18 protein-coding genes are annotated in these 20,916 nt (G+C 40.4%); 12 read left to right on the top strand and 6 right to left on the bottom strand.

All coding sequences use genetic code 11. The features are described 5' to 3' along the window. Nucleotides 1-31: 31 nt before the first annotated feature. Nucleotides 32-259, bottom strand: a complete 228-nt coding sequence (locus ACFQ19_RS07675; protein ID WP_379591493.1) for a hypothetical protein — start codon at nucleotides 257-259, stop codon at nucleotides 32-34. An 837-nt stretch (nucleotides 260-1,096) separates the two neighbouring features. On the opposite strand from ACFQ19_RS07675, the gene rpiA reads away from it, so the two are divergent. From rpiA to ACFQ19_RS07635, 8 genes are all read left to right on the top strand, one after another. After that, the gene (gene rpiA / locus ACFQ19_RS07670) at nucleotides 1,097-1,777 is read left to right on the top strand and encodes a ribose-5-phosphate isomerase RpiA (RefSeq protein WP_379591492.1); all 681 of its coding nucleotides are present in this window, start codon (nucleotides 1,097-1,099) and stop codon (nucleotides 1,775-1,777) included. A gap of 110 nt (nucleotides 1,778-1,887) precedes the next feature. After that, on the top strand, nucleotides 1,888-3,732 hold the full coding sequence (gene asnB / locus ACFQ19_RS07665; protein ID WP_379591491.1) for an asparagine synthase (glutamine-hydrolyzing): 1,845 nt from the start codon (nucleotides 1,888-1,890) through the stop codon (nucleotides 3,730-3,732). Nucleotides 3,733-4,096: 364 nt separating this feature from the next. Continuing rightward, nucleotides 4,097-4,660, top strand: a complete 564-nt coding sequence (locus tag ACFQ19_RS07660) for a chromate transporter (RefSeq protein WP_379591490.1) — start codon at nucleotides 4,097-4,099, stop codon at nucleotides 4,658-4,660. Then, nucleotides 4,657-5,184: a chromate transporter gene (locus ACFQ19_RS07655; RefSeq protein WP_379591489.1), complete on the top strand. Its 528-nt coding sequence runs from the start codon at nucleotides 4,657-4,659 to the stop codon at nucleotides 5,182-5,184. The genes ACFQ19_RS07660 and ACFQ19_RS07655 overlap by 4 nt, the downstream gene beginning before the upstream one ends. A 232-nt stretch (nucleotides 5,185-5,416) precedes the next feature. Next, nucleotides 5,417-6,847 carry a PTS mannitol transporter subunit IICB gene (locus ACFQ19_RS07650; protein WP_379591488.1) on the top strand — a complete coding sequence of 477 codons (1,431 nt, stop codon included), beginning with the start codon at nucleotides 5,417-5,419 and terminating at the stop codon, nucleotides 6,845-6,847. A 61-nt stretch (nucleotides 6,848-6,908) separates the two neighbouring features. After that, nucleotides 6,909-9,008 (top strand): BglG family transcription antiterminator, encoded by a 2,100-nt coding sequence (locus ACFQ19_RS07645; RefSeq protein ID WP_379591487.1) that lies wholly within the window; start codon nucleotides 6,909-6,911, stop codon nucleotides 9,006-9,008. 31 nt (nucleotides 9,009-9,039) lie between these two features. Next, nucleotides 9,040-9,480 carry a PTS sugar transporter subunit IIA gene (locus tag ACFQ19_RS07640; RefSeq protein WP_379591486.1) on the top strand — a complete coding sequence of 147 codons (441 nt, stop codon included), beginning with the start codon at nucleotides 9,040-9,042 and terminating at the stop codon, nucleotides 9,478-9,480. Continuing rightward, the gene (locus tag ACFQ19_RS07635; RefSeq protein WP_379591485.1) at nucleotides 9,480-10,628 is read left to right on the top strand and encodes a mannitol-1-phosphate 5-dehydrogenase; all 1,149 of its coding nucleotides are present in this window, start codon (nucleotides 9,480-9,482) and stop codon (nucleotides 10,626-10,628) included. The genes ACFQ19_RS07640 and ACFQ19_RS07635 overlap by 1 nt, the downstream gene beginning before the upstream one ends. A gap of 71 nt (nucleotides 10,629-10,699) precedes the next feature. Here the strand turns inward: ACFQ19_RS07635 and ACFQ19_RS07630 are convergent, their stop codons facing one another. Next, nucleotides 10,700-11,485: an HAD family hydrolase gene (locus ACFQ19_RS07630; protein ID WP_379591484.1), complete on the bottom strand. Its 786-nt coding sequence runs from the start codon at nucleotides 11,483-11,485 to the stop codon at nucleotides 10,700-10,702. Between the two features lie 129 nt (nucleotides 11,486-11,614). Continuing rightward, a complete protein-coding gene (locus ACFQ19_RS07625; RefSeq protein WP_379591483.1) occupies nucleotides 11,615-13,312 on the bottom strand; it encodes a M3 family oligoendopeptidase in 1,698 nt (565 codons plus the stop codon). 761 nt (nucleotides 13,313-14,073) lie between these two features. On the opposite strand from ACFQ19_RS07625, the gene ACFQ19_RS07620 reads away from it, so the two are divergent. Beyond that, complete coding sequence (locus ACFQ19_RS07620) at nucleotides 14,074-14,358, top strand: hypothetical protein (protein ID WP_379591482.1); 285 nt, start codon at nucleotides 14,074-14,076, stop codon at nucleotides 14,356-14,358. Nucleotides 14,359-14,405: 47 nt separating this feature from the next. Here ACFQ19_RS07620 and ACFQ19_RS07615 read toward each other — a convergent pair whose 3' ends face one another. After that, nucleotides 14,406-15,266: a CvfB family protein gene (locus tag ACFQ19_RS07615; protein ID WP_379591481.1), complete on the bottom strand. Its 861-nt coding sequence runs from the start codon at nucleotides 15,264-15,266 to the stop codon at nucleotides 14,406-14,408. A gap of 551 nt (nucleotides 15,267-15,817) precedes the next feature. Here ACFQ19_RS07615 and ACFQ19_RS07610 point away from each other — a divergent pair. Next, nucleotides 15,818-16,714: an AEC family transporter gene (locus ACFQ19_RS07610; protein ID WP_379591480.1), complete on the top strand. Its 897-nt coding sequence runs from the start codon at nucleotides 15,818-15,820 to the stop codon at nucleotides 16,712-16,714. 93 nt (nucleotides 16,715-16,807) lie between these two features. On the opposite strand, the gene ytaF is transcribed toward ACFQ19_RS07610, so the two are convergent. Further along, a complete protein-coding gene (gene ytaF / locus ACFQ19_RS07605) occupies nucleotides 16,808-17,440 on the bottom strand; it encodes a sporulation membrane protein YtaF (protein WP_379591479.1) in 633 nt (210 codons plus the stop codon). Between the two features lie 374 nt (nucleotides 17,441-17,814). Here ytaF and ACFQ19_RS07600 point away from each other — a divergent pair, with 374 nt between their 5' ends. Both ACFQ19_RS07600 and ACFQ19_RS07595 read left to right on the top strand, forming a co-directional pair. Beyond that, complete coding sequence (locus ACFQ19_RS07600; protein WP_379591478.1) at nucleotides 17,815-19,980, top strand: DNA topoisomerase III; 2,166 nt, start codon at nucleotides 17,815-17,817, stop codon at nucleotides 19,978-19,980. A gap of 193 nt (nucleotides 19,981-20,173) precedes the next feature. Beyond that, nucleotides 20,174-20,413 carry a DUF362 domain-containing protein gene (locus ACFQ19_RS07595; protein ID WP_080873181.1) on the top strand — a complete coding sequence of 80 codons (240 nt, stop codon included), beginning with the start codon at nucleotides 20,174-20,176 and terminating at the stop codon, nucleotides 20,411-20,413. A gap of 193 nt (nucleotides 20,414-20,606) precedes the next feature. Here the strand turns inward: ACFQ19_RS07595 and ACFQ19_RS07590 are convergent, their stop codons facing one another. After that, complete coding sequence (locus ACFQ19_RS07590) at nucleotides 20,607-20,753, bottom strand: hypothetical protein (protein WP_379591477.1); 147 nt, start codon at nucleotides 20,751-20,753, stop codon at nucleotides 20,607-20,609. Between the last annotated feature and the right edge of the window lie 163 nt (nucleotides 20,754-20,916).

The following is a 20,916-nucleotide window of genomic DNA, read 5'->3' as shown; positions in this document are numbered from 1 at the left end:
AGGAAAAGACTCGCATTGCGGGTCTTTTCTGCTATTTCAAGTATTGTTTTATTTCTTCTAAGTTTTGAAATTCATCTACCTGCTTGATAAGCGATTCTAATGTGCTTATTTCTTGTTGGCGCAGTTTATCTTCCAAATCTTCAGATATTGGAGCTACAAATTTTGTAATTAATGCAACGGCAGTGTTAGCTAGCGCTTCTTTACCTTTTTCTATTCCTTCTTCTTTACCTTCATTTCGAAAAATCTCTGCTAAGCTCATTGCCAATTCACTCCCTTCTTGATAAGTGTTTCCTGTAGGCTTAATTATATCATAACTTATTTATTTATTAACCCAACTTTCGCACCTGAGAATAAGCATATAAACCTTGCTGTTCCAGGATGAACATGATCTCTAGTATCATGCTTGTTTTGAGTTAAGTCATCCTTTTATTTTTGAACAGGATATGGTGTATAGCAACCGCTCCGGCCAACCACTCCGCTTTCCGACGTACAACGGTTTTGATGGGGCGAGTAAGCGCAGCCCCAGGAGTCACGGTTTTAGCCTGTAAACCACTCGTTCTACGTGGTTGGCCTGCGCTCTAATAGGATTCTACAGCGTTTGAAAGAAATAGCATCCTGATGAAGTTAGATGAAATAATGACTTTTCAGTCTGAAATCATTTATTTGTTCAGCTATTTCAATCGTATAGAAAATCCTACTAGCGGAGGCGGACCGTTTTGACTCCTGAGGGATCAGCACCATCTGAAGATCCACTTTTGCCAAGTGCTCTTCTTGGCAAAAGTTAGCTGAAGAGCGTGCCCCTAGGAAAGCAAAACGGTCCGCCGCAGCGGTCGCCTTACATCTTACCTGCTCATCTATGTCAACAGCTGTATAGAAGGAGCAATCATCACCTGTCCCTATGGAAAGGAAGTTACTTTTAAAGTGTGAAAGTTGTGTTATTAATAAATTCCTTCCCGGCCCATATTAAACATTTCTAAAAACTCCGGTTTGCGCTATAATGGATACGGATACATAATGCGCACGAGATAAATTGAATTACGTATTATTGCTACGTTTTAGAAATAGAATGAAATACTTCATGCAGGAGGAAAATATCATGAATACACAAGAGCAATTGAAAAAAGCAGTCGGTGAAAAAGCAGCGTCATTCGTTCAAGATGGAATGAAGGTAGGTTTAGGTTCAGGGTCAACGGTATATTGGCTCGTTCATGCTTTAGGGGAAAGAATCAAAGAGGAAGGCATTCAAATCGAAGGCATTCCCTCTTCCATTCAAACAGGAGCATGGGCAAAAGAGTTCGGCGTTCCACTAACAAATTTCGCGGAAACAAAGGAATTAGATATAACTATTGACGGAGCAGATGAGGTGGATCCGGATTTTCAACTAATCAAGGGTGGCGGTGCAGCTCTGTTCAGAGAAAAAATCATTGCCCAGGCTGCTGAAAAACTACTTATTATTGTGGATGAATCAAAAATGGTTAATTATTTAGGAGCCTATGCTTTGCCGGTAGAAATTCTGCCTTTTGCATGGGAACGAACAGTTCATGAAATAAAAAAGCTGGGATGTGAACCGGAACTTCGTATGAAGGACGGGGAACCGCTTGTGACGGATAATGGTAATTTTATTGCAGACTGCCCGTTTGAAAAAATAGAGGATCCAGCTGATTTAGACCGAAAACTACAAGCTATTGCCGGTGTAGTGGAAACGGGATTGTTTATTAATATGGCGGATACGGTTATTATCGGTAATTCAGAAGGCGTTACAGTAAAAAATAAATAGATACAGATAAAAGATCATCTTTCGGGATGGTCTTTTTTTGTGCACGAACTGGCCCGGTATGACATAGGCTAATGAGGAGCTGGAGACTTCGCCAGAGAGGATGATGAGATTTGTGTGGAATTACCGGATTCATTAGCTGGGATAAACGGGCGAGTGACGATCAAGAGATATTAGAAAAGATGACAAATACATTATCTTTACGCGGCCCGGATGCAACGGGTTATTGGCTGGAAGGTCATGTGGGATTTGGGCATAAAAGGCTTTCTGTCATTGATTTAAAAGGCGGTAAACAGCCAATGTCAAAAGAAGCAGAACATAAGAAATACGTGATTTGTTATAATGGAGAACTTTATAATACAGAAGAACTGCGAAACAGTTTAATGCAGCGGGGATATACGTTTACCACCTCTTCTGATACAGAGGTACTGCTAACGAGTTATATGGAGTGGAAAGAAGACTGTGTGGATCATTTGAATGGCATTTTTGCGTTCGCTATTTGGGATGATGCATCAGAAAAACTGTTTATTGCACGGGACCGCTTAGGGGTAAAGCCGCTTTTTTATAGTGAAAAAGGAAAAACATTCGTGTTTGGTTCGGAAATTAAAGCACTCCTGGCTCATCCGCAAGTAACAACAAAAGTTGATCGAACAGGACTTTCAGGAGTTTTCGGTTTAGGACCGTCCAGAACACCAGGGCATGGACTGTTTAAAGACGTAAACGAATTAAGAGCCGGGCATGCGATGACCGTATCAAGAATGGGGTTAAAGGTTTGGCGTTACTGGAATTTAGAAAGTAAAGAACATCAGGATTCGTTAGAGGAGACAGCTGAAAAAGTACGGGAGCTATTCACTGATTCCGTTGAGAGACAGCTTGTGGCGGATGTTCCGGTAGCTACTTTTCTATCTGGCGGTTTAGATTCGAGTGCGATTACAGCGATAGCAGCAAATTACTATAAAGAAAACGGGTTAGGTGCTTTATCTACTTTTTCGTTGGATTACCAAGGAAATAAGCAACACTTTCAGGCCAGTAAGTTTCAACCTTCCAGTGATCAGGAATGGATTGAAAAGATGGTAGATGCTTTTTCGACCGATCATCATGAAGAAGTTATTACTGGGGTAGAGCTTGCTTCCTTGCTGAAAGAAGCTGTAGAAGTCAGAGATCAGCCCGGGCAGGCGGATATTGATTCTTCGCTATTATGGTGCTGCCGCCAAATGAAGAAATATACAACAGTGGCATTATCCGGGGAATGTGCAGATGAGATATTTGGCGGTTATCCTTGGTTCCATGACCCGACAGCGGTAGGAGATAATTTTCCATGGATACGCTCATTAGATGGCAGAACGAGTTTGCTGCATGATGATTGGCAGCAGAAACTGCAAATTACAGATTATGTGCAAAATAGATATCAAGAAACAATAGCGGAGACACCGCGGTTAGATGGGGAAAATAAGGTGGATGCAAGACGCAGGGAATTGTTTTATTTAAATATGCAATGGTTTATGTCCCAGCTGTTAGACAGAAAAGATCGAATGAGTATGGGAGCAGGGCTGGAAGTGCGTGTGCCATATGCAGATCATCATCTTGTCGAGTATGTCTGGAATATTCCCTGGGAAATGAAAATGGCAAATGGCAAGGAGAAAGGCATTTTACGAAAAGCGATGGAAGGCATTTTACCGCAAGAAGTGCTGTACCGGAAAAAGAGTCCTTACCCAAGAACGTTTCAGCCTGAATATACAGAACAAGTATCCCAATGGATGCGGAAAATTTTAACCGATTCGGATGCGAGAATCTTTGAATTTTTGAAGAAAGACAAAGTGGAACAAATTGTAAAGAGCGGCGGAAAAGAGTTCAAAGATCCTTGGTATGGTCAGCTGATGCGCGGACCGCAATTAATCGCCCATCTTTGTCAGATTGATTATTGGTTGAGGAAATATGATATCGCCGTGAATGAATAGGTAACAGCAAAGTATGAAGTCTGAAAATAATCGGACTTCATACTTTGTTATATCATCGATAATCCCTGTTTGTTAATTTGTCAATCCAGCTGGTCCACTTACAATTGATAAATAATATGGTAGACTGTAAGTAATTGCATCACTTCTGGAAGGGTCGGTCAATAGGTTCCATACATCTTGCATTGAGCTTGTATGCAAAAGGAAGGGAATCCATGTACGATAAAGCGGAGGAGTGTTTTCCGCTATTACATAGCCTTTGACGGTAGAAACAGCGCTGTTATTGCAGTGCTTGCTTAACAGAAGTGACCATACAACTGTATGGTGAAATAAATTGAAAATGATATAGAGAAGGATTGTTATTGTCATGAAAAAGCAATGGGATATTTTTATTGCTTTTTTCCGAGTGGGGATGCTGGGGTTTGGCGGTGGACCAGCCTCTATTCCTTTAATGCGGAAGGAAGCAGTTGAGAAATATAAATGGATGGGTGAAGATGAATTTACTGATATATTATCCATCAGTAATACATTACCTGGGCCGATCGCTACAAAACTCGCCGGTTATATCGGTTATCGTGTATCCGGCTGGATTGGTATGCTGAATGCATTGATAGCTTCTGTTATTCCAACCGTTATATTGGTCATTGTGTTACTAAGAACCTTATCAGAGGTTCGTGAATTTGATTGGGTAAAAGGGATGACTGCAGCAGTCTTGGCAGTTGTCGGAATGATGATGGCGGTTCTTACCTGGCAATTTTTATATAAAGCAGGGAAAGGACTAGGCTGGGGACTTGCTATTAGCATGCTTGTCGTTATTTATATTGTTTTAAATTATTTGCATGTGCATCCGGGTATTGTTATTGGGATTCTCCTCATTGTTGCCCTCGCTCTTCCCGTGAAAAAGAAGGAGAAAGAGGGGGATAATACATGATTTTATGGGATATCTTTGTAGCTTTCTTTATTCCTGGAATTATCGGTTATGGCGGCGGCCCTGCTTCCATTACTTTAGTAGAAAATGAGGTCGTTGGTAATTATGGTTGGATGTCGGTGCAGGAATTTGGAGAAGTGCTGGCATTTGCCAATTCCTTGCCTGGACCTATTGCTACGAAAATGGCAGGGTATATCGGCTATGAATTAGGCGGTATCGCAGGTTCCTTTGTTGGGATTTTTGCTACTGTGGCTCCTTCTTTAATTTTGATGATTTTACTGGGCAGTATTTTATTAAAATATAAAAAGTCCGAACGTGTTCATCGATTAACTGTATTTGTCCAGCCTGTGATTGCCGTGTTACTAGGTGTTATTGCCTGGAATTTCTGGACCGAAGCATATGTCAGTATCGGTCTGCTACAAACCGGAATCATTGTCGTGATTAGTTTTTACCTGATTGAGATCAAGCAGGTGCACCCGGCCTTTATCATTGCCGGAGCCATGCTATATGGCGGATTTTTCCTTTAAAAACTCAAATAAAATAAATAGCTACATCGAAAAAGACATGCTGTCAGAGGAAGAAATTCTTTGTCTGGCGGATGTCTTTTTTGTTTGGACATGCAAGGAGGTTCTGCCAGGCTAATTATATTTTGGCAACATTCCTTTGACAAAGTCGCATTTTGATAAGGTTGTTTTCCCTATATAGCACGGCATAAAATAAAAATAGAAAATAACAAAATAATGAAAGGGGTTTAATAATATGGCAGCACAAAATAGCGGTTTTCGTTCAAAGATTCAAAAGTTCGGCAGTAATCTCAGCGGCATGATTATGCCAAATATTGGCGCTTTTATTGCTTGGGGGCTGATTACAGCTTTATTTATTCCAGACGGATGGATTCCAAATGAAACGATGGCACAATTGAATGAACCAATGATTCATTATTTATTACCGTTGCTCATCGGTTTTTCAGGCGGTCGAATTGTTTATGATATCCGTGGAGGAGTGGTTGGTGCTACTGCAACAATGGGTGTGATTGTTGGGGCAGATGAACCAATGTTCCTCGGGGCAATGATTATGGGACCTTTAGCTGGTTATTTGATAAAGAAAATTGATGACGTATTCCAAGCAAAAATCCGTCAGGGATTTGAGATGCTTTATAATAACTTCTCGGCAGGAATTCTTGCAGCTATTTTAGCGATGATTGCTATAGCAGCAATTGGACCAGTTGTTTCCAGCTTAACAAAAGTGTTAGCAACAGGGATAACAGCAATTATTAGTGCAGGGTTATTACCGCTCGCCAGTATCATTCTTGAACCTGCTAAAACGCTCTTTATAAATAATGCTATTAACCATGGTATTCTGACACCGCTTGGTGCAGATCAGGCAACAGAAACAGGGAAATCAATTCTTTTCTTGCTCGAGGCGAATCCAGGACCAGGTTTGGGCATTCTGCTCGCCTTTGCAATCTTTGGAAAAGGTGTTTCAAAAGCCTCTGCACCAGGAGCAGCCATTATTCAATTTTTAGGTGGTATTCATGAAATTTACTTCCCTTATGTACTCATGAAACCAACATTAATTATTGCAGCTATTTTCGGCGGCATGTCTGGAATTTTCACGCTTCAATTATTTGATGCCGGGCTGATAGCGGCAGCTTCGCCAGGAAGTATTTTCGCTGTGTTAGCGATGACACCAGGAAACAGCTACGTGGGAGTAACTTTAAGTGTTATTATAGCAACCGCAGTTACGTTTACGATTGCATCCTTTATTCTGAAAATGTCGAAGGATAGCGAAGAAGATTTGGCGGCTTCCACTGAAAAAATGGAAGCAATGAAAGGCAAGAAAGACAGTGACAGCAATGCAACAGATACAGAAGAGGAAGAAGCGGAAATCGAAACACCTGTAAAAGATGCAGATGAAGTCAATAAAATCATATTTGCATGTGATGCTGGAATGGGATCCAGTGCCATGGGAGCGTCCTTATTAAAGAATAAATTTAAAAAGAGCGATATTGCTATTGATGTTACCAATAAAGCCATTAATGAAATTCCGGATGATGCGGATATTATTATTACGCAAAAATCACTGACGGACCGGGCGAAAGCCAAACGTCCAGATGCAGAGCATATTTCGGTGGACAATTTCTTAAACAGTCCGCGTTATGATGAACTGGTGGAACGGTTGAAGGACTGATTACAAGAAGAGAGCAGTTTCTTTTTTAGAAAGGCTGCTTGCGGAAGGGAGGTGGAAGGGAATGTATCTTACCAGCCGTGAACGAAATATCTTAGCTTTTTTACTTCCTGCAGAGGAAGAGAAAACAGTAAAGCAAGTAGCAGATAAATTGAATGTAAGTACGAGAACGATTCACCGGGAATTAACCAGGTTAGAGGATGTGTTGGCAGCTTATCAACTGACACTTTCTAAAAAGTCGGGCTCCGGTGTAGTCATTCAAGGTAATCCGGAGAACAAGCAACATTTAAAAGAGAAAGTAGCGCAATTAGATGGTGTGGAATTATCCAAAGAAGAAAGGGAATCTATTTTATTAAATACGTTAATACAGGTACGTGAACCAATTAAATTATTTACGCTTGCGAGTGAATTGAATGTAACCATTGCAGCTATTTCCCAAGATCTAGATGATATGGAGAATTGGATTAAATCATTTGATTTGGAACTTATCCGTAAGAAGGGATATGGGGTGGAAATAAAAGGTGATGAAGTAAAAAAGCGTGCTGTACTAAGTAATTTAATTTCCCGTCACATTGACTTGTTTGCATTTGTGGAAAAGATAAAAACGAAAAATAAAGAAGATAACGAAAGAGGAGAAACCATTTCCGATCGATTATTGGGACTGGTTGATCCACAGAAATTAGAAAAAATAGAGGAGCAGGTACAGGAAATTGGAAAGGAGCTTCCTTATCATTTGGCAGACAGTGCTTATATTGGGCTTGTTGTGCATTTGTCGCTTGCCATTGAAAGGTTGCAAAAAGGAGATACGATTCATTTTCATGAAGCATATAAGCAGGAAATTCAAGCAGAACCGGAGTATCAGATTGCAGCTGCATTGATTAAAAAGTTGGAAACGGCCTTTTCGATGACGATACCAGAGGATGAAATCGGCTATATTACGATGCATTTAATGGGGGCGAAACTGCGAGAAAATCAATCCTATTTATTGGAAGAAACAAGTATAGATTTAGCACAGCAGGCAAAAGAACTGATTCGTAAAGCTGGAGAACAGCTAAACATGGATTTAACGGCGAATAACCGGTTTTTGAACGATTTAACGACACATTTAAAACCGGCGATTTACCGCATCAAACAGCAGATGAACATTCATAATCCGATGCTTACAGAAATTAAACAAGATTACTCGGAATTGTTTGAGATTGTGAAGGAAAGCATCGCAGCTGTTTTTCCGGATATAGAGATTCCAGAGGAAGAAATTGCGTATATTGTACTGCATTTTGCTGCTGTACTTTTGCAGACAGAGGTGCATAAAGATATCCGGGTTCTTGTTATCTGTTCCACCGGGATCGGAACATCGAAAATGCTGGCCAGCAAATTGGAGCGTAAATTTCCGGAAATCGAGCTGGTAAAGCATCAATCAATTTTTGATTTAAATGAAGAAGCCATCTCCAAATACGATGTGATTGTTTCGACGGTTCTCTTAGAGAATTTGAATCAGCGTTATGTGCATATATCCCCGATGCTGACAGAAGAAGAAGCGGCAAAAGTAAAAACTGCCATAAGAAAAGCTGCTTTAACGCAGTCCCAAAAATCATCTGTGAGAGCAAATAAGATGATGAAAGGCGATTTTTTAGTAAATCTTCAGGAAATGTATCGTTATTCTGATGTTATCTTACAGGTCTTAAACCGATTTAACTTATTTTATTTGCGAAAAGTTAACGCAGACTTTTTAAAGTCAATTTGTCATCAATTACAGCGAGACGGCATCATAGAGAATGCAAACGTATTATTTGAAAAATTGAAGAAAAGAGAATCGCAGGGAGGTTTGGGGATTCCGGGAACCCAGCTTGCGTTATTTCATACCAGATCCGATATAGTCCATGGCCCGGGTTTCTATATGTTTCAATTACCTAATAAAGAGAATTTACAGGCAATGGATGAAACGGAGACAGAGGTGTCACGCATTTTAATCATGCTTGCTCCAGAAACCATCAACGAAGAAGCGCTGGATATCTTGAGTTATCTCAGTGGTTTATTGGTTCAGGATGAACACTGTCTGCAATTGCTGCAAGAAGCAGATGAAAGGGAAATCAGACAGTTTTTAACACAGCAGTTTCATCAATTTATTCAGGAAAAATTCTATCACGAGGAAAAACGTTCATAAGACGTAAATGTTATAAAAGGAGTGCATCACAATGGCAAAAGACATTTTAAGTACAGAGAATATGGAACTGGGGGTACAATTCGCATCCAAAGAAGAAGCGGTTCGACATGTCGGCAGTATTTTATTAAACAATGGCTACATTCAAGAATCCTATATTGATAAAATGCTGGAACGCGAGGAAGTTGCAACGACGTTTATGGGAAATGCCTTAGCTATTCCACATGGGACAGAAGAGGGGAAAAAAGATGTTCTTGAGACAGGGCTAGCTGTTGTCACTGTTCCGAATGGCGTTGATTTTGGCGATGGAAATACCGTGAATCTCTTGATAGGTATTGCGGGAAAAGGCGATGAACACTTAGAAATCCTCTCGCAGATTGCTATTATTTGTTCCGAAGCAGAGAATGTGGAGAAATTGACGCAAGCATCATCGAAGGAGGAAATAATGTCTATGCTTCAAGAGGTGAATGGGTAATGAAAGTTGTTCACTTTGGTGCAGGAAATATCGGCAGAGGATTTATCGGACTTTTGTTATACCAGTCGGGATATGAAATCACTTTTGTTGATGTCAATGCGGAAATAATCCACGCGATGACTCAAGAAAAAGCTTATCAGGTTCATTTTGCTGACGATAACAGTGCCCCTGTTACCGTGGAGCATATCACGGGAATCAACAGTGCAGAAAATCCGGAAGCTGTGACAAATGCGGTGATAGAAGCAGATATTATCACGACAGCAGTTGGTCCGAACATTTTGCCTGTAATTGCGAAAGCTATTGCGGAAGGACTCGCCAAAAGAAAAGATCGGAACCCAAAAACAGTGCCGATAATTGCTTGTGAAAATATGATCGGCGGGAGTACGTTATTAAAGAAGTATGTCTATCAGGAAATCGATGAGATAGAGACAGAAGAATTTGAGGCATTATGTCGTTTTCCGGATGCTGCAGTAGACCGGATTGTTCCGAATCAAATGAATAAAAATATCTTGGATGTCTGGGTAGAACCATATTATGAATGGGTTGTGGAAAAAGCTTTTATTCAAGATATCTTGCCTGCTATCCAGGGAATCACCTATGTTGATGACCTCGGTCCATATATAGAAAGAAAACTGTTTACCGTCAATACCGGGCATGCAGCAACAGCATATTTAGGGAATTATTATAACTACAAAACGATTGATCAAGCTTTACAAGACAAGTCGATTCTCCATATGTTAAACGGCGCATTAGAGGAGACAGGGCAGGGGTTAATGGAAGCCTATGGTTTTGATTCGCAAGCTCATCATACCTATATTCAAACCATTATCAGCCGTTTTCAAAACCCGTATATTACCGATGAAGTAAAGCGTGTTGCCAGAGGCCCGCTCCGTAAACTGGGCCCGGAAGACCGCTTTATACGGCCGTCTGGTATGTATTTGGCATACACCGCCGCTGCGCCGAAATATTTATCAAAAGCAATGGCAGCAGCGTTATTATTTGCCAATGATGAAGATGAAGAGGCTGTACAGCTCCAAACAATGATACAGAACAAAGGAGCTGCAGCCGCTTTTGCAGAGGTGAGCGGATTAGAGCAGGATCATCCAATTACGAAAGCAGTCCTGACAGCATATGAACAGATGCGTTAAGCATACAAAGCTCCTTATATGTAAACAACATGGGAAATCTACGGAGGTTTCCCATGTTGTTCAGATCGATATTAATTCACTAAGCCCAATTTTTTCAATCCGTTAAAAATTCCTGAGTCTGTTACAGACGTTGTTTGAAAATCAGCATATTCCATTAATCTTGCATCAGCATTTCCCATGGCAATCCCTGTACCGGCAAATTGAAGCATTTCTTTATCATTCATCCCGTCCCCAAAAGCAATGATTTCTGACGGAGAGATGTTCAGATGAGACAGCATTTGTTTGATGGCGACACCTTTGTTTACAGAAGTCCGAAGCACATCGTAGGACTCACTGGCATGTGGGACATTTACTTTTGTGAGCTGGTAATCATCTGTAATTTCAAAGTCCTTCACCTGGTCTTCAGTGACATTAATAGCGGAAGCAGAAACAATTTTATCCGCTACATCAGGTGTGAATAATTTATTTTGATACAGCTGAAATACTTCATTGAAATCTTCCACATGTGGATTGGATAAGGAAGTGAAATAGTTATTCTCCGTTGTGTAGAGAACAAGCTCGCTTTCACTTTGACCGGCAATAGCTACCATTTTCTCCACATCTTCTTTCTTCATCGGCGCGTTAAAAATAACATCATCCTGGTAAAGTGCATAGGCACCGTTATAAGTGATAGACGAAGCAATTTCGAAATCAGCGGTTAATTTTTGAATGTCCACAAATGGTCTGCCTGTGCATAGAAAAACTTCTAATCCTGCTTCTTTCACTTGCCGGATCGCTTCCAGCGTGGAAGGAGTGTAAGTGTGGTCAGGCTGCAAGATCGTTCCGTCAATATCTAAAAATAGTGCGCGATAAGTCATTATAGTCTCCTTTTCTCTTTTAAAACTACTATTATTTTACCATAATATCCGTTCAAAACCCAGCAGGCAGTAAACAACCATCCAAAACGAGGGAAGCGTTATTTTTCAGCTTCCCGTCGCTAATGATTTCTAAAGTGCCTGGTCATCCACTTTATGAAGCCAGTCTTCAATAAAGGAAACTGCTGCTTCCACCGTTCCTTCTTCAAAAGGAGACGCTAATCCTGCTGATTGCACAAGTTCTAAAAACGGCTTCGAACCACCGAGTTGACAAAGGTCCATGTAATCCTGCCATGCTTGTTCCCGGTTTTCCTGCGATTTCTTTAAAAATTGAAAGGCACACATTTGTGCAAGCGTATAATCGATATAATAAAAAGGATCTTCATAAATATGCCCTTGCTTCTGCCAAAAAGCGCCTGATTCCAGGTTTTCTATGCCATCATAATCGCGGTGTGGCAGGTATTTCTTTTCTAAACGGCGCCAAGCTTGGTTGCGCTCTTCTGGAGTCCAGTCCGGATTTTCATAAACAAGATGCTGAAACTCATCTACTGCAACACCGTATGGCAGAAATTGAATCGCGTCTGATAGATGGGCATACGTATATTTTTCAACATCTTCTTTAAAGAAATTTTCCATCCACGGATAGGTGAAGAACTCCATGCTCATGGAATGAATTTCAGCTGATTCGCTTGTCGGGAAGTAATACTCCGGCACCGAAAAATGGCGGCTGGAATAAGTTTGAAAAGCATGTCCTGCTTCATGTGTTAATACATCAATATCTCCAGATGTCCCGTTGAAATTAGAGAAAATAAACGGGGATTGGTAATCCTCGATATAGGTGCAATATCCGCCGCTTTCTTTTCCTTTCTTTGCTTCTAAATCAAGCAGCTCATGGTCCAACATAAATTGGAAGAATTCACTGGTCTCAGCGGATAGTTCATTATACATTTTCTTCCCATTTTCAATAATCCAATCGGGTGTCCCTTTTGGCGTGGCATTTCCAGAAGCGAAAACAAAAGCTTCATCATAAAATTTTAACGTGTTTACACCGATTCGTTTCGCCTGTTTTTCATAAAGCTTTGTTGCTATAGGCACGATCACTTCTTCGACTTGTTTCCGGAATCGCTGAACCATTTCGGCATTATAATCCACACGCTGCATCCGTAAATAACCAACTTCAACAAAGTTTTCAAACCCGAGTTTTTCCGCTATTTGCTGCCGTGTTTTTACTAAATCCTCATAGATTGTATCCAGTGTTTCTTTATTGTCTGCGAAAAAGCATTGGCGTGCTTCCAGTGCTTCTTTTCGAGTTTGCCGTTCCGGGTCTTCTGCAAAAGGTTCCAGTTGTGCCAAAGTATACGTTTCTCCCCGAAAGGCAATATCTGCAGAAGCTATTAATTTAGAGTAAGCAGATGTCAGTTTATTTTCTTTCTGCAGCAATGGGATGATTTCTTTCGAGAAAGCTTTGATTTCGCATGCCGCTAAATCAAATAATTGCGAACCGTATTTCTCCCGGAGCTGAGCCTCAAAAGGGGACGTCAGGAGCTCTTGATAAAAATCGGTTGTTAATTCTTGAATTTCCGGCGAATGTTCATCAAAAAAATCTCTTTCATTTTGATAAAAAGTATCACGTGTATCAATGGAAGCACGAATAAATACAAGGTTTTCCATGGTAGAGAGGTGATTTCGGATTTTGTTAATGTCCTCCATAGCAGCAATAGCCTGTTCAATGGAAGCAGCATGTTGAAATCGCTCCAGCTTTTGATAAAAGTTTTCTTTAACCTTTGGAATATCTGGTCTTTCATAAGTGTAATCCGCAAATGTTTGCATACATTTTCCTCCTTGTGTTTAAAAATCAAAATATGTAAGCTGCTATTTTAATTATTCAACTTACGCACTTTAAAAAGTAACTTCTTTTTCATAGGGAGAAGGGTAAAGTGTAAGATGACCGCTGCGGCGGACCGTTTTGCTTTCCTAGGGGCACCCTCTGAAGATCCCTCAGGAGTCAAAACGGTCCACCTCCGCTAGTGGGATATTCTACACATGGAATTGCTGAACAAAAGGGTAGATTAGACAGAACACATTTTTCGTGGTGCATGGTAAAAATGTTCAGCAAGCATTCCTTTCTGTGTATGAAAGCTATTCTTGATATGAGCCCCAAACTGTCATGTAACTGAAACACCAGAATGATTGTTTATTGAGGCTGAAAAGCCATTATTTCATCTAACTTCATCAGGATGTTATTTCTTCCAAATGCTGTAGCATCCTATTAGAGCGCAAGCCCATGGAAAGCAGAGTGGTTGGCCAGAGCGGTAGCTATACAGCCTATCCTGTTCAAAAAATAGCATGATGATAGAAATCATGTTCATCCTGGAACAGCACGGTTTATATGCTTATTCTTAGGTGCGTAAGCTGCTATTTTAATTATACCTTTCTGACCGAAAATGGTATTCTAACTTTAGTAAAAAAAGAGCTGCTTTGCTGAAGGTAAAAGAAAGTTTCGCATATCGAAATGGCATCTGTATATTGACTTTCTGATTTTTCAAATGTAGACTGAAAGTAGTGTAATTAAATCATGATGGGGTGAAGAAATGGTAGAAACAGTCATTACCTTTGCAACTATTTTAACAGCGATTACAGCACTTATCAGTATTTTTCTTGTTAAAATGACTTCAAAAGAATCCCATGCTGGTTATTATCCAAATGTATTCTTGTCGCTTGTGGGAACTTTATTAGTTCTTGTAGCATCCATCGCACCAAGAGTGGATATTGCAGGCGCTGGATTCGGAGGAATTGGAATCGCTTGTATGTTTGCAGGTGCAGTCGGATTCATCATTTCCGCAGTTTTGGATGCTTACAAAAACATACCAGCATAAATAAAAGCAATGTCTTTTGGACATTGCTTTTATTTATATATAACACCTTAATTGATTTTAATAATTTGTTCATTTTCCTGTTTAATTCGGCCCTTTTTTAATAAAGTACCTACAGCACGTTTGAAAGCTGCTTTGCTGATTTGAAAAGTTGCCCGGATTTCTTCGGGGTCGCTTTTATCATGAAAAGGAATGGTGCCGCCATTCGCTTCCAGATGCTTTAAAATAGCATCTGCATCTGCTGATAAACTGTCTTGCTTTAACGGACGCAGGGATACATTTATAGATCCATCTTCTTTGACAGCGATGACTCTTCCTTCAATAACCTGTCCGACGCGCGGCTCTTCTTTCCTTTCAGTCCGATGGAGAAAACCGCGGTATCCATCACTTGTAATAATGGCTGCACCTTCTTTGTTAGTATAATAAACCGTACCGATAACGGTGTGCTGATTTAAATCATCCGGTGCTGCAAAAACATTATTCGCAATAATATTTTCAGAAGCAGGTACACCTAACAGACGTCCTTTTTTATCCAGCTGCAGTGTGATATATAAACGGTCTCCAGAGCGCGGCCAGCTTTCCTGAAACAAGGGCAGAGAATCTGTGGAGACAAGAATATCTTTTGAGGTGCCGATGTTTACAAAAACACCCAAGCGGGGCACAACACCTACCACCTCAGCCCAATCATACAATCCGATTGTGATGGAAGGTAAATATGTAGTGGCATTTACTTGTCCTTTTTTATTTAAATAGAGAAAAACATCTACAGATTGTTCTGCTTCCAACGTGGATTCTGTTTCATTATGATGCAGCAAAACTTCTTCTCCGTAAGCAGATAAAACATATCCAGTATCTATTTTCCGTAAAACGGTCATGGAAATAATGGAACCAATGGGTAAGTCTGTCGGCATATAGATGCTCCTTTCAAAATATGTGAAATTTGGAAAAGGGATACTCTACTAAGAGAGTACCCCTTTATGATTAAAGTAACACGTGATATTAAAATAAAATGTTATAGAAGTTTAAAAAGTTTCGGTGAATAACCTTTTTTAAACAGCATATAGGATGAGAAACAAGCTTCTGTTCTCATTTGTTTTATTTGTTTCATTCATTCATTGACTCAGTTAGATATGCTGAGCCGTCTATCCGTATAACGCATACGGATATGTCCGCGGTAAATATTCTAAAGTTATCTTTTCTAACTTAAGCGATGCAACCCCTAACCTTCTGTTGCATCCTTGCAGCCCCTTAGCTGCGCCAGTGTGAATAAGCATTTTCAAAAAGGTTCACAGAATGCCAAATCACAGCTGTTACTTATTAACCTTTATAGTATGCACGGTTTCGTTTCATTTGTCAAATTATTATTCTGAAATTCTTTTTGTTAATTGGAAAAGCATGGTTGACCGGATATGGTACACTAGAATTACTTGAATTTATTGAAAACGAGCATGGAGATGTACATATGTTATTATTTATTGAAGTTATTTTACCGATTATGGCTGTGTTTGCAGCCGGATTTATCCTGCAGCGTATTCGTGTGTTAGATGTACGGTCAATTTCTGCCGTCAGTCTATACATTCTTTCGCCGGCACTTGTCTTTGTTACGTTGTATGATGCAGAATTTGATGCTGGATTTTTAGTTATTCTCGTTTATATGTTTGCCTTGTTTTATGCGATGGTTTTTATAAATAAAATGCTTGCAAAAATCTTTCGCTGGGATGGAAATAAGGAAAGTGCTGCCATTCTTTCCACAGGTTTTATGAATTCTGGGAATTATGGTTTGCCGGTAGTTTTGTACAGTATCGGCAGTGCTGCAGCTCCTTATGCTATTTTTATCATGGTGGTGCAGGCTTTGCAGAATAATTTCTTTGGTATTTATTATGCATCCAGAAGTACCAGCGGCATGCGGAGAGCGTTTTCGAATGTACTAAAAATGCCGACAACCTATGCAGCGATATTAGCCTTTTTCTTTTCGATACAGTCTATTACTATCCCGGACTATATTCATTCCACTGTTGAAATGGTCGGGGATGCGGCTATTCCGGTGATGATGATTATGCTCGGGATGCAGTTAGGATCGTTGACAGCCTTAAAGATAGATTGGCAGGTTGTGCTTTCATCTGTTACGTTAAAAATGATTGCAGCTCCCATCCTGGCTTCTATTTATGTCTGGCTGATTCCAATGGATCCGCTGATCGGCTGGGTATTAATTATAATTTCCGCGATGCCGACAGCTGCTACAACAACGATGTATGCAATTGAATTCGATACGGAACCGGAACTTGTATCGACGATTACATTTATCTCAACGGTTGTAAGTATTGTGACGGTTACTGTTTTATTGAATATTATTACGTAAATGAAACCCCCGCTTTCCCGTGGAATAGGAAGTGGGGGTTTTAAAAGTGCTTAAGGTGAATATATTTTCCTTTATGCAACATTTTGTGTTTAATTAACCGCTGAATATATTCCAGCACCCTAACGTAATCAGAAAAATGGATGGTAAAAAGGATAAACGCTGTAAAGCAGGAATTCTCCATAAATAATTTCCGAACATCATCCCGCTAAATAAGAACAATCCACTCATGCCAGCTGTTAATAGCGCGGTGATTAGTGGAGAATATCCGAGCATGGCAGCACCTATTCCTGCGCCAAAGGCATCGAGCGCTAAAGCAAACCCCAGCAGAATCGATTCATTAATGGAAATGGTTCCCGATTTATCTAAATCCGCTTCTTTTGGACGGCTGAGCACTGTTTTTACATGTTCCAATTTCACGCTTGAAGAAGGCTGTTCCCCGCTTTCTGCCGTTTCTGTTTCTCTGGAACGGAACATGGAAATGAGGGAGAAGATACCTAAAAAGATAAGGATACCGCCGCCGAGCATACTGGCTCCATGAGGTGTAATGAAAGAACGCAGAAAATCACCGACTTCCATCGACAGAAATACAATCAGCCCGGAACAGAACATAATAATAAATAAAGAAAGGAAAGGTACCCTGATTTGCCGCATGCCATAAGTGATACCAACACTAAAACCATCCAGACTTACCGCGATAACGAGTAAAAGCATACCTGTATATATCATACGTAACATCCTCTTTCTAATAAGTCCAAAGAACATTTTCATTCGACGCCATGTTTGCCACGGAGAATTGGCCGTAAAACTCCTGCTGAATGAAGTTTCGTTTTATCGCAGTGTAACTGGCTATAAGATTCCCACTTCAAGAAATGAATGAAAATTTTATTTCTAAGTGGGAAATCCAACAGCCAGTAACGGCCCGATTCGTTCAACTAACCTTCAGTGGGGGATGAAAGAAACCCCCACTGAATGAAGTTTCACTTTATGTACGATATTCTATGTTTTCAAGCTCGATGTGTGCCTTGCCTGAACGTAATGGGAGAAAATATGTTAAAGTAGTAACAGATGAAAATTAGAAATGAATTAAATGAGGGATAGATATGAGTAAGACAGTGGTATTAGCAGAAAAGCCGTCTGTAGGCAGGGATATAGCAAGAGTACTCGGATGCCAGAAAAAAGGGAATGGCTTTCAAGAAGGGAAACAGTATATTGTCACCTGGGCATTAGGACATTTGGTGACCTTGGCAGATCCGGAAACGTATGATGAAAAATATAAAACATGGAATATGGAAGATTTACCGATGCTTCCCGATCATTTGAAATTAGTTGTCATGAAGAAAACCGGAAAGCAATTTCAAACTGTGAAGCAGCAAATGTCCCGTCAAGATGTAGGCGACATTGTAATTGCCACGGATGCTGGAAGAGAAGGGGAACTTGTGGCCAGGTGGATTATTGAAAAAGCGCGTGTCAAGAAGCCGATTAAGCGTTTGTGGATCAGCTCTGTGACGGATAAGGCCATTAAAGATGGCTTTCGAAACTTAAAACCGGGAAACCAGTATTGGAACCTGTATCAATCTGCCGTAGCACGATCAGAAGCAGATTGGTATGTCGGATTAAACGCGACAAGAGCTCTGACAACCAAGCATAATGCTTCATTATCCAGCGGACGTGTGCAGACGCCGACACTTGAAATGATTGCGATGCGGGAACAGGAAATCAATCAATTTCAGCCTAAAACCTATTATCAGCTGCAGGGAAAAACAAAAGACGGATTTATGGTTACCTGGAAGGATAAAAATAACCAGACTCGTATCTTCTCCAAAGAAGCAGCTGATCAATTAAAAGCTAAGGTATCGCAGGGTAAGGCAACTGTTCAACATGTGGATAAAAAGCATAAGAAAAAACATGCACCGACATTGTATGATTTAACCGATTTACAGCGCGACGCTAACCGGATATTTCAATTTTCCGGAAAGCAGACATTATCTGTATTGCAGAAATTATATGAACAGCACAAGCTTGTGACATATCCAAGAACGGATTCAAAGCACCTGTCCACGGATATGGTATCCACCTTAAAAGAGCGCGTAAAAGCTTGTGGCGTGGACGAATATGCCAAAGCTGCAAATAAAATATTGAAGGAAGATTTACGGGTTGGTAAAGCGATTGTGGATAATAGTAAAGTCTCCGATCACCATGCGATTATTCCGACAGAAGAACCTGTTGATTATAGCGCATTGTCCAACCAGGAGCGGAAAATCTATCAGCTGATTGTACAGCGTTTCTTAGGTGCATTGTCCAAGCCGTATGAATATGAGCAGACAAGTATTACGATCGAATCCGCCGGAGAAACTTTTGAAGCAAAAGGAAACAGAGTAGTTGCTTTAGGCTGGAAAGAAATTTACCAGCATCAGACAGATGATGAAGAAGAAATCCGTTCGAATGTTCCTCAAGTAACAAAAGGAGAGGAAATAACGCTTCATTTTGCTATTAAGGAAGGAAAAACCACGCCACCGGAACGTTTCACAGAAGGAAGCCTGCTGCAGGCCATGGAAAATCCGACGAAATACATGGAAACCAAACAACAAGAATTGGTGAAAACGATGAAGCAGACAGGCGATATTGGTACAGTTGCCACCCGTGCAGATATAATCGAGAAGTTGTTTAATAATCAATATATGGAGCTGAAAGGGAAATATATTTACCTGACCTCTACAGGCAGACAACTGTTGGAATTAGCACCGGAAAAACTGCGCTCCCCTATATTAACGGCAGAATGGGAACAAAAATTAGCGCAAATTGCAGAAGGCAAGCTGAAAAAAGATGTCTTTTTGAAGGAAATCAAAGCCTATACCAAACAGGCAGTCCAAGAAATCAAAGCAAGTGAAGAAAAATTCAAGCATGATAATATGACCGGAACAAAATGTCCGAAATGCGGCAAGCTGATGCTGGAAGTGAAAAATAAACACGGCAGAAAATTAGTATGTCAAGACCGCAGTTGCGGCGGGAAGAAGAATATTGCCAAATATACCAACGCCCGCTGTCCTAACTGTCATAAGCGTATGGAACTCCGCGGCGAGGGAGAAGGGCAAACATTTATGTGTTCCTGCGGCCATCGGGAAAAACTTTCTACTTTCCAGGCAAGAAAAGACAAAGAAAAGAATCAGAAAGTATCTAAAAAAGATGTGAATAAGTATATGAAGAACCAGGATGACTTTAAAAATAATGCACTTGCCGATCAGCTTGCAAAATTAAAAGATAAATAAAGCAAAAATGGAACTTATGCAGACGAAAAGACCTTGTGGACAGACCGGGTCTTTTCGCCTGCACAGATTGTTGATAAGCGGAAAAATCACAAAATATACACAAGAAATAATGATGAAACGGTTTACTTCATGCTTTAAAAGACTTATCATTTAAGGTGAACCATGTTCATTATATAAAGGGGGTTTTCACTTCATGGCTTTTGTTATTCTTGACCCATGCCAAGGGGAGAAATCAGGAGAATGCGTCAGTGTTTGTCCTGTTGATTGTATAGAAGAAGGTATCAAGCAGTTTTATATTGATCCGGATATTTGCATCGATTGCGGCGCGTGCAAAGCAGTTTGTCCGGTATCTGCAATTGAAGAGGAGTATGACTTGACTCCGGATCAAGAGAAATATTTAGAAGAAGCAGAAGAATTCTTTGCGAATAAGTAGATACTTCTGATTGATATCTATCAATAGATAAGCCCGTCTGTTTTTATGCAGACGGGCTGTTTGTATTAGGAGGAAAATAAAGTGAACCTTCCTTCAGTGGGAGTCTTACAAAAGCCCTTCGAAGGGACGAATAAGTGCAAGTCCCAGCCAGTTAGACTGCGATCCATTTATCCAGTCTCGATAAGACAAGGCTCTATTTATCCTCTGAGTCTTCTTGTACTTCTTCTGCCAGTTTACTGGCGACCCAGCGCTTGGCTGTTTCGTCGTCGATATCATATTTTTTGCCGGCACGCAGCAGATCGCCGTGGTAAGCGGTTTGTACGTTCATTTTTACTTTCATGGGGAATACTCCTTTTAATTAGTGGTTTATTGTTATCTCAACTTTCGCACACTGAAATAGACATGTAACCCTTGATATAGTTAGGTAAACCTGCCACCCATTGTTGTACTTGACTTTTTATTAATTTTTGAATTGCTTTATTGGTATGTTGAATGGCATCATC

The sequence above is a fragment of the Oceanobacillus locisalsi genome, assembly GCF_042675985.1.
Taxonomy (GTDB): domain Bacteria; phylum Bacillota; class Bacilli; order Bacillales; family Amphibacillaceae; genus Oceanobacillus; species Oceanobacillus locisalsi.
Note: the sequence above shows the minus strand (reverse complement) of the source record. Positions and strands in the feature narration are given on the sequence as shown.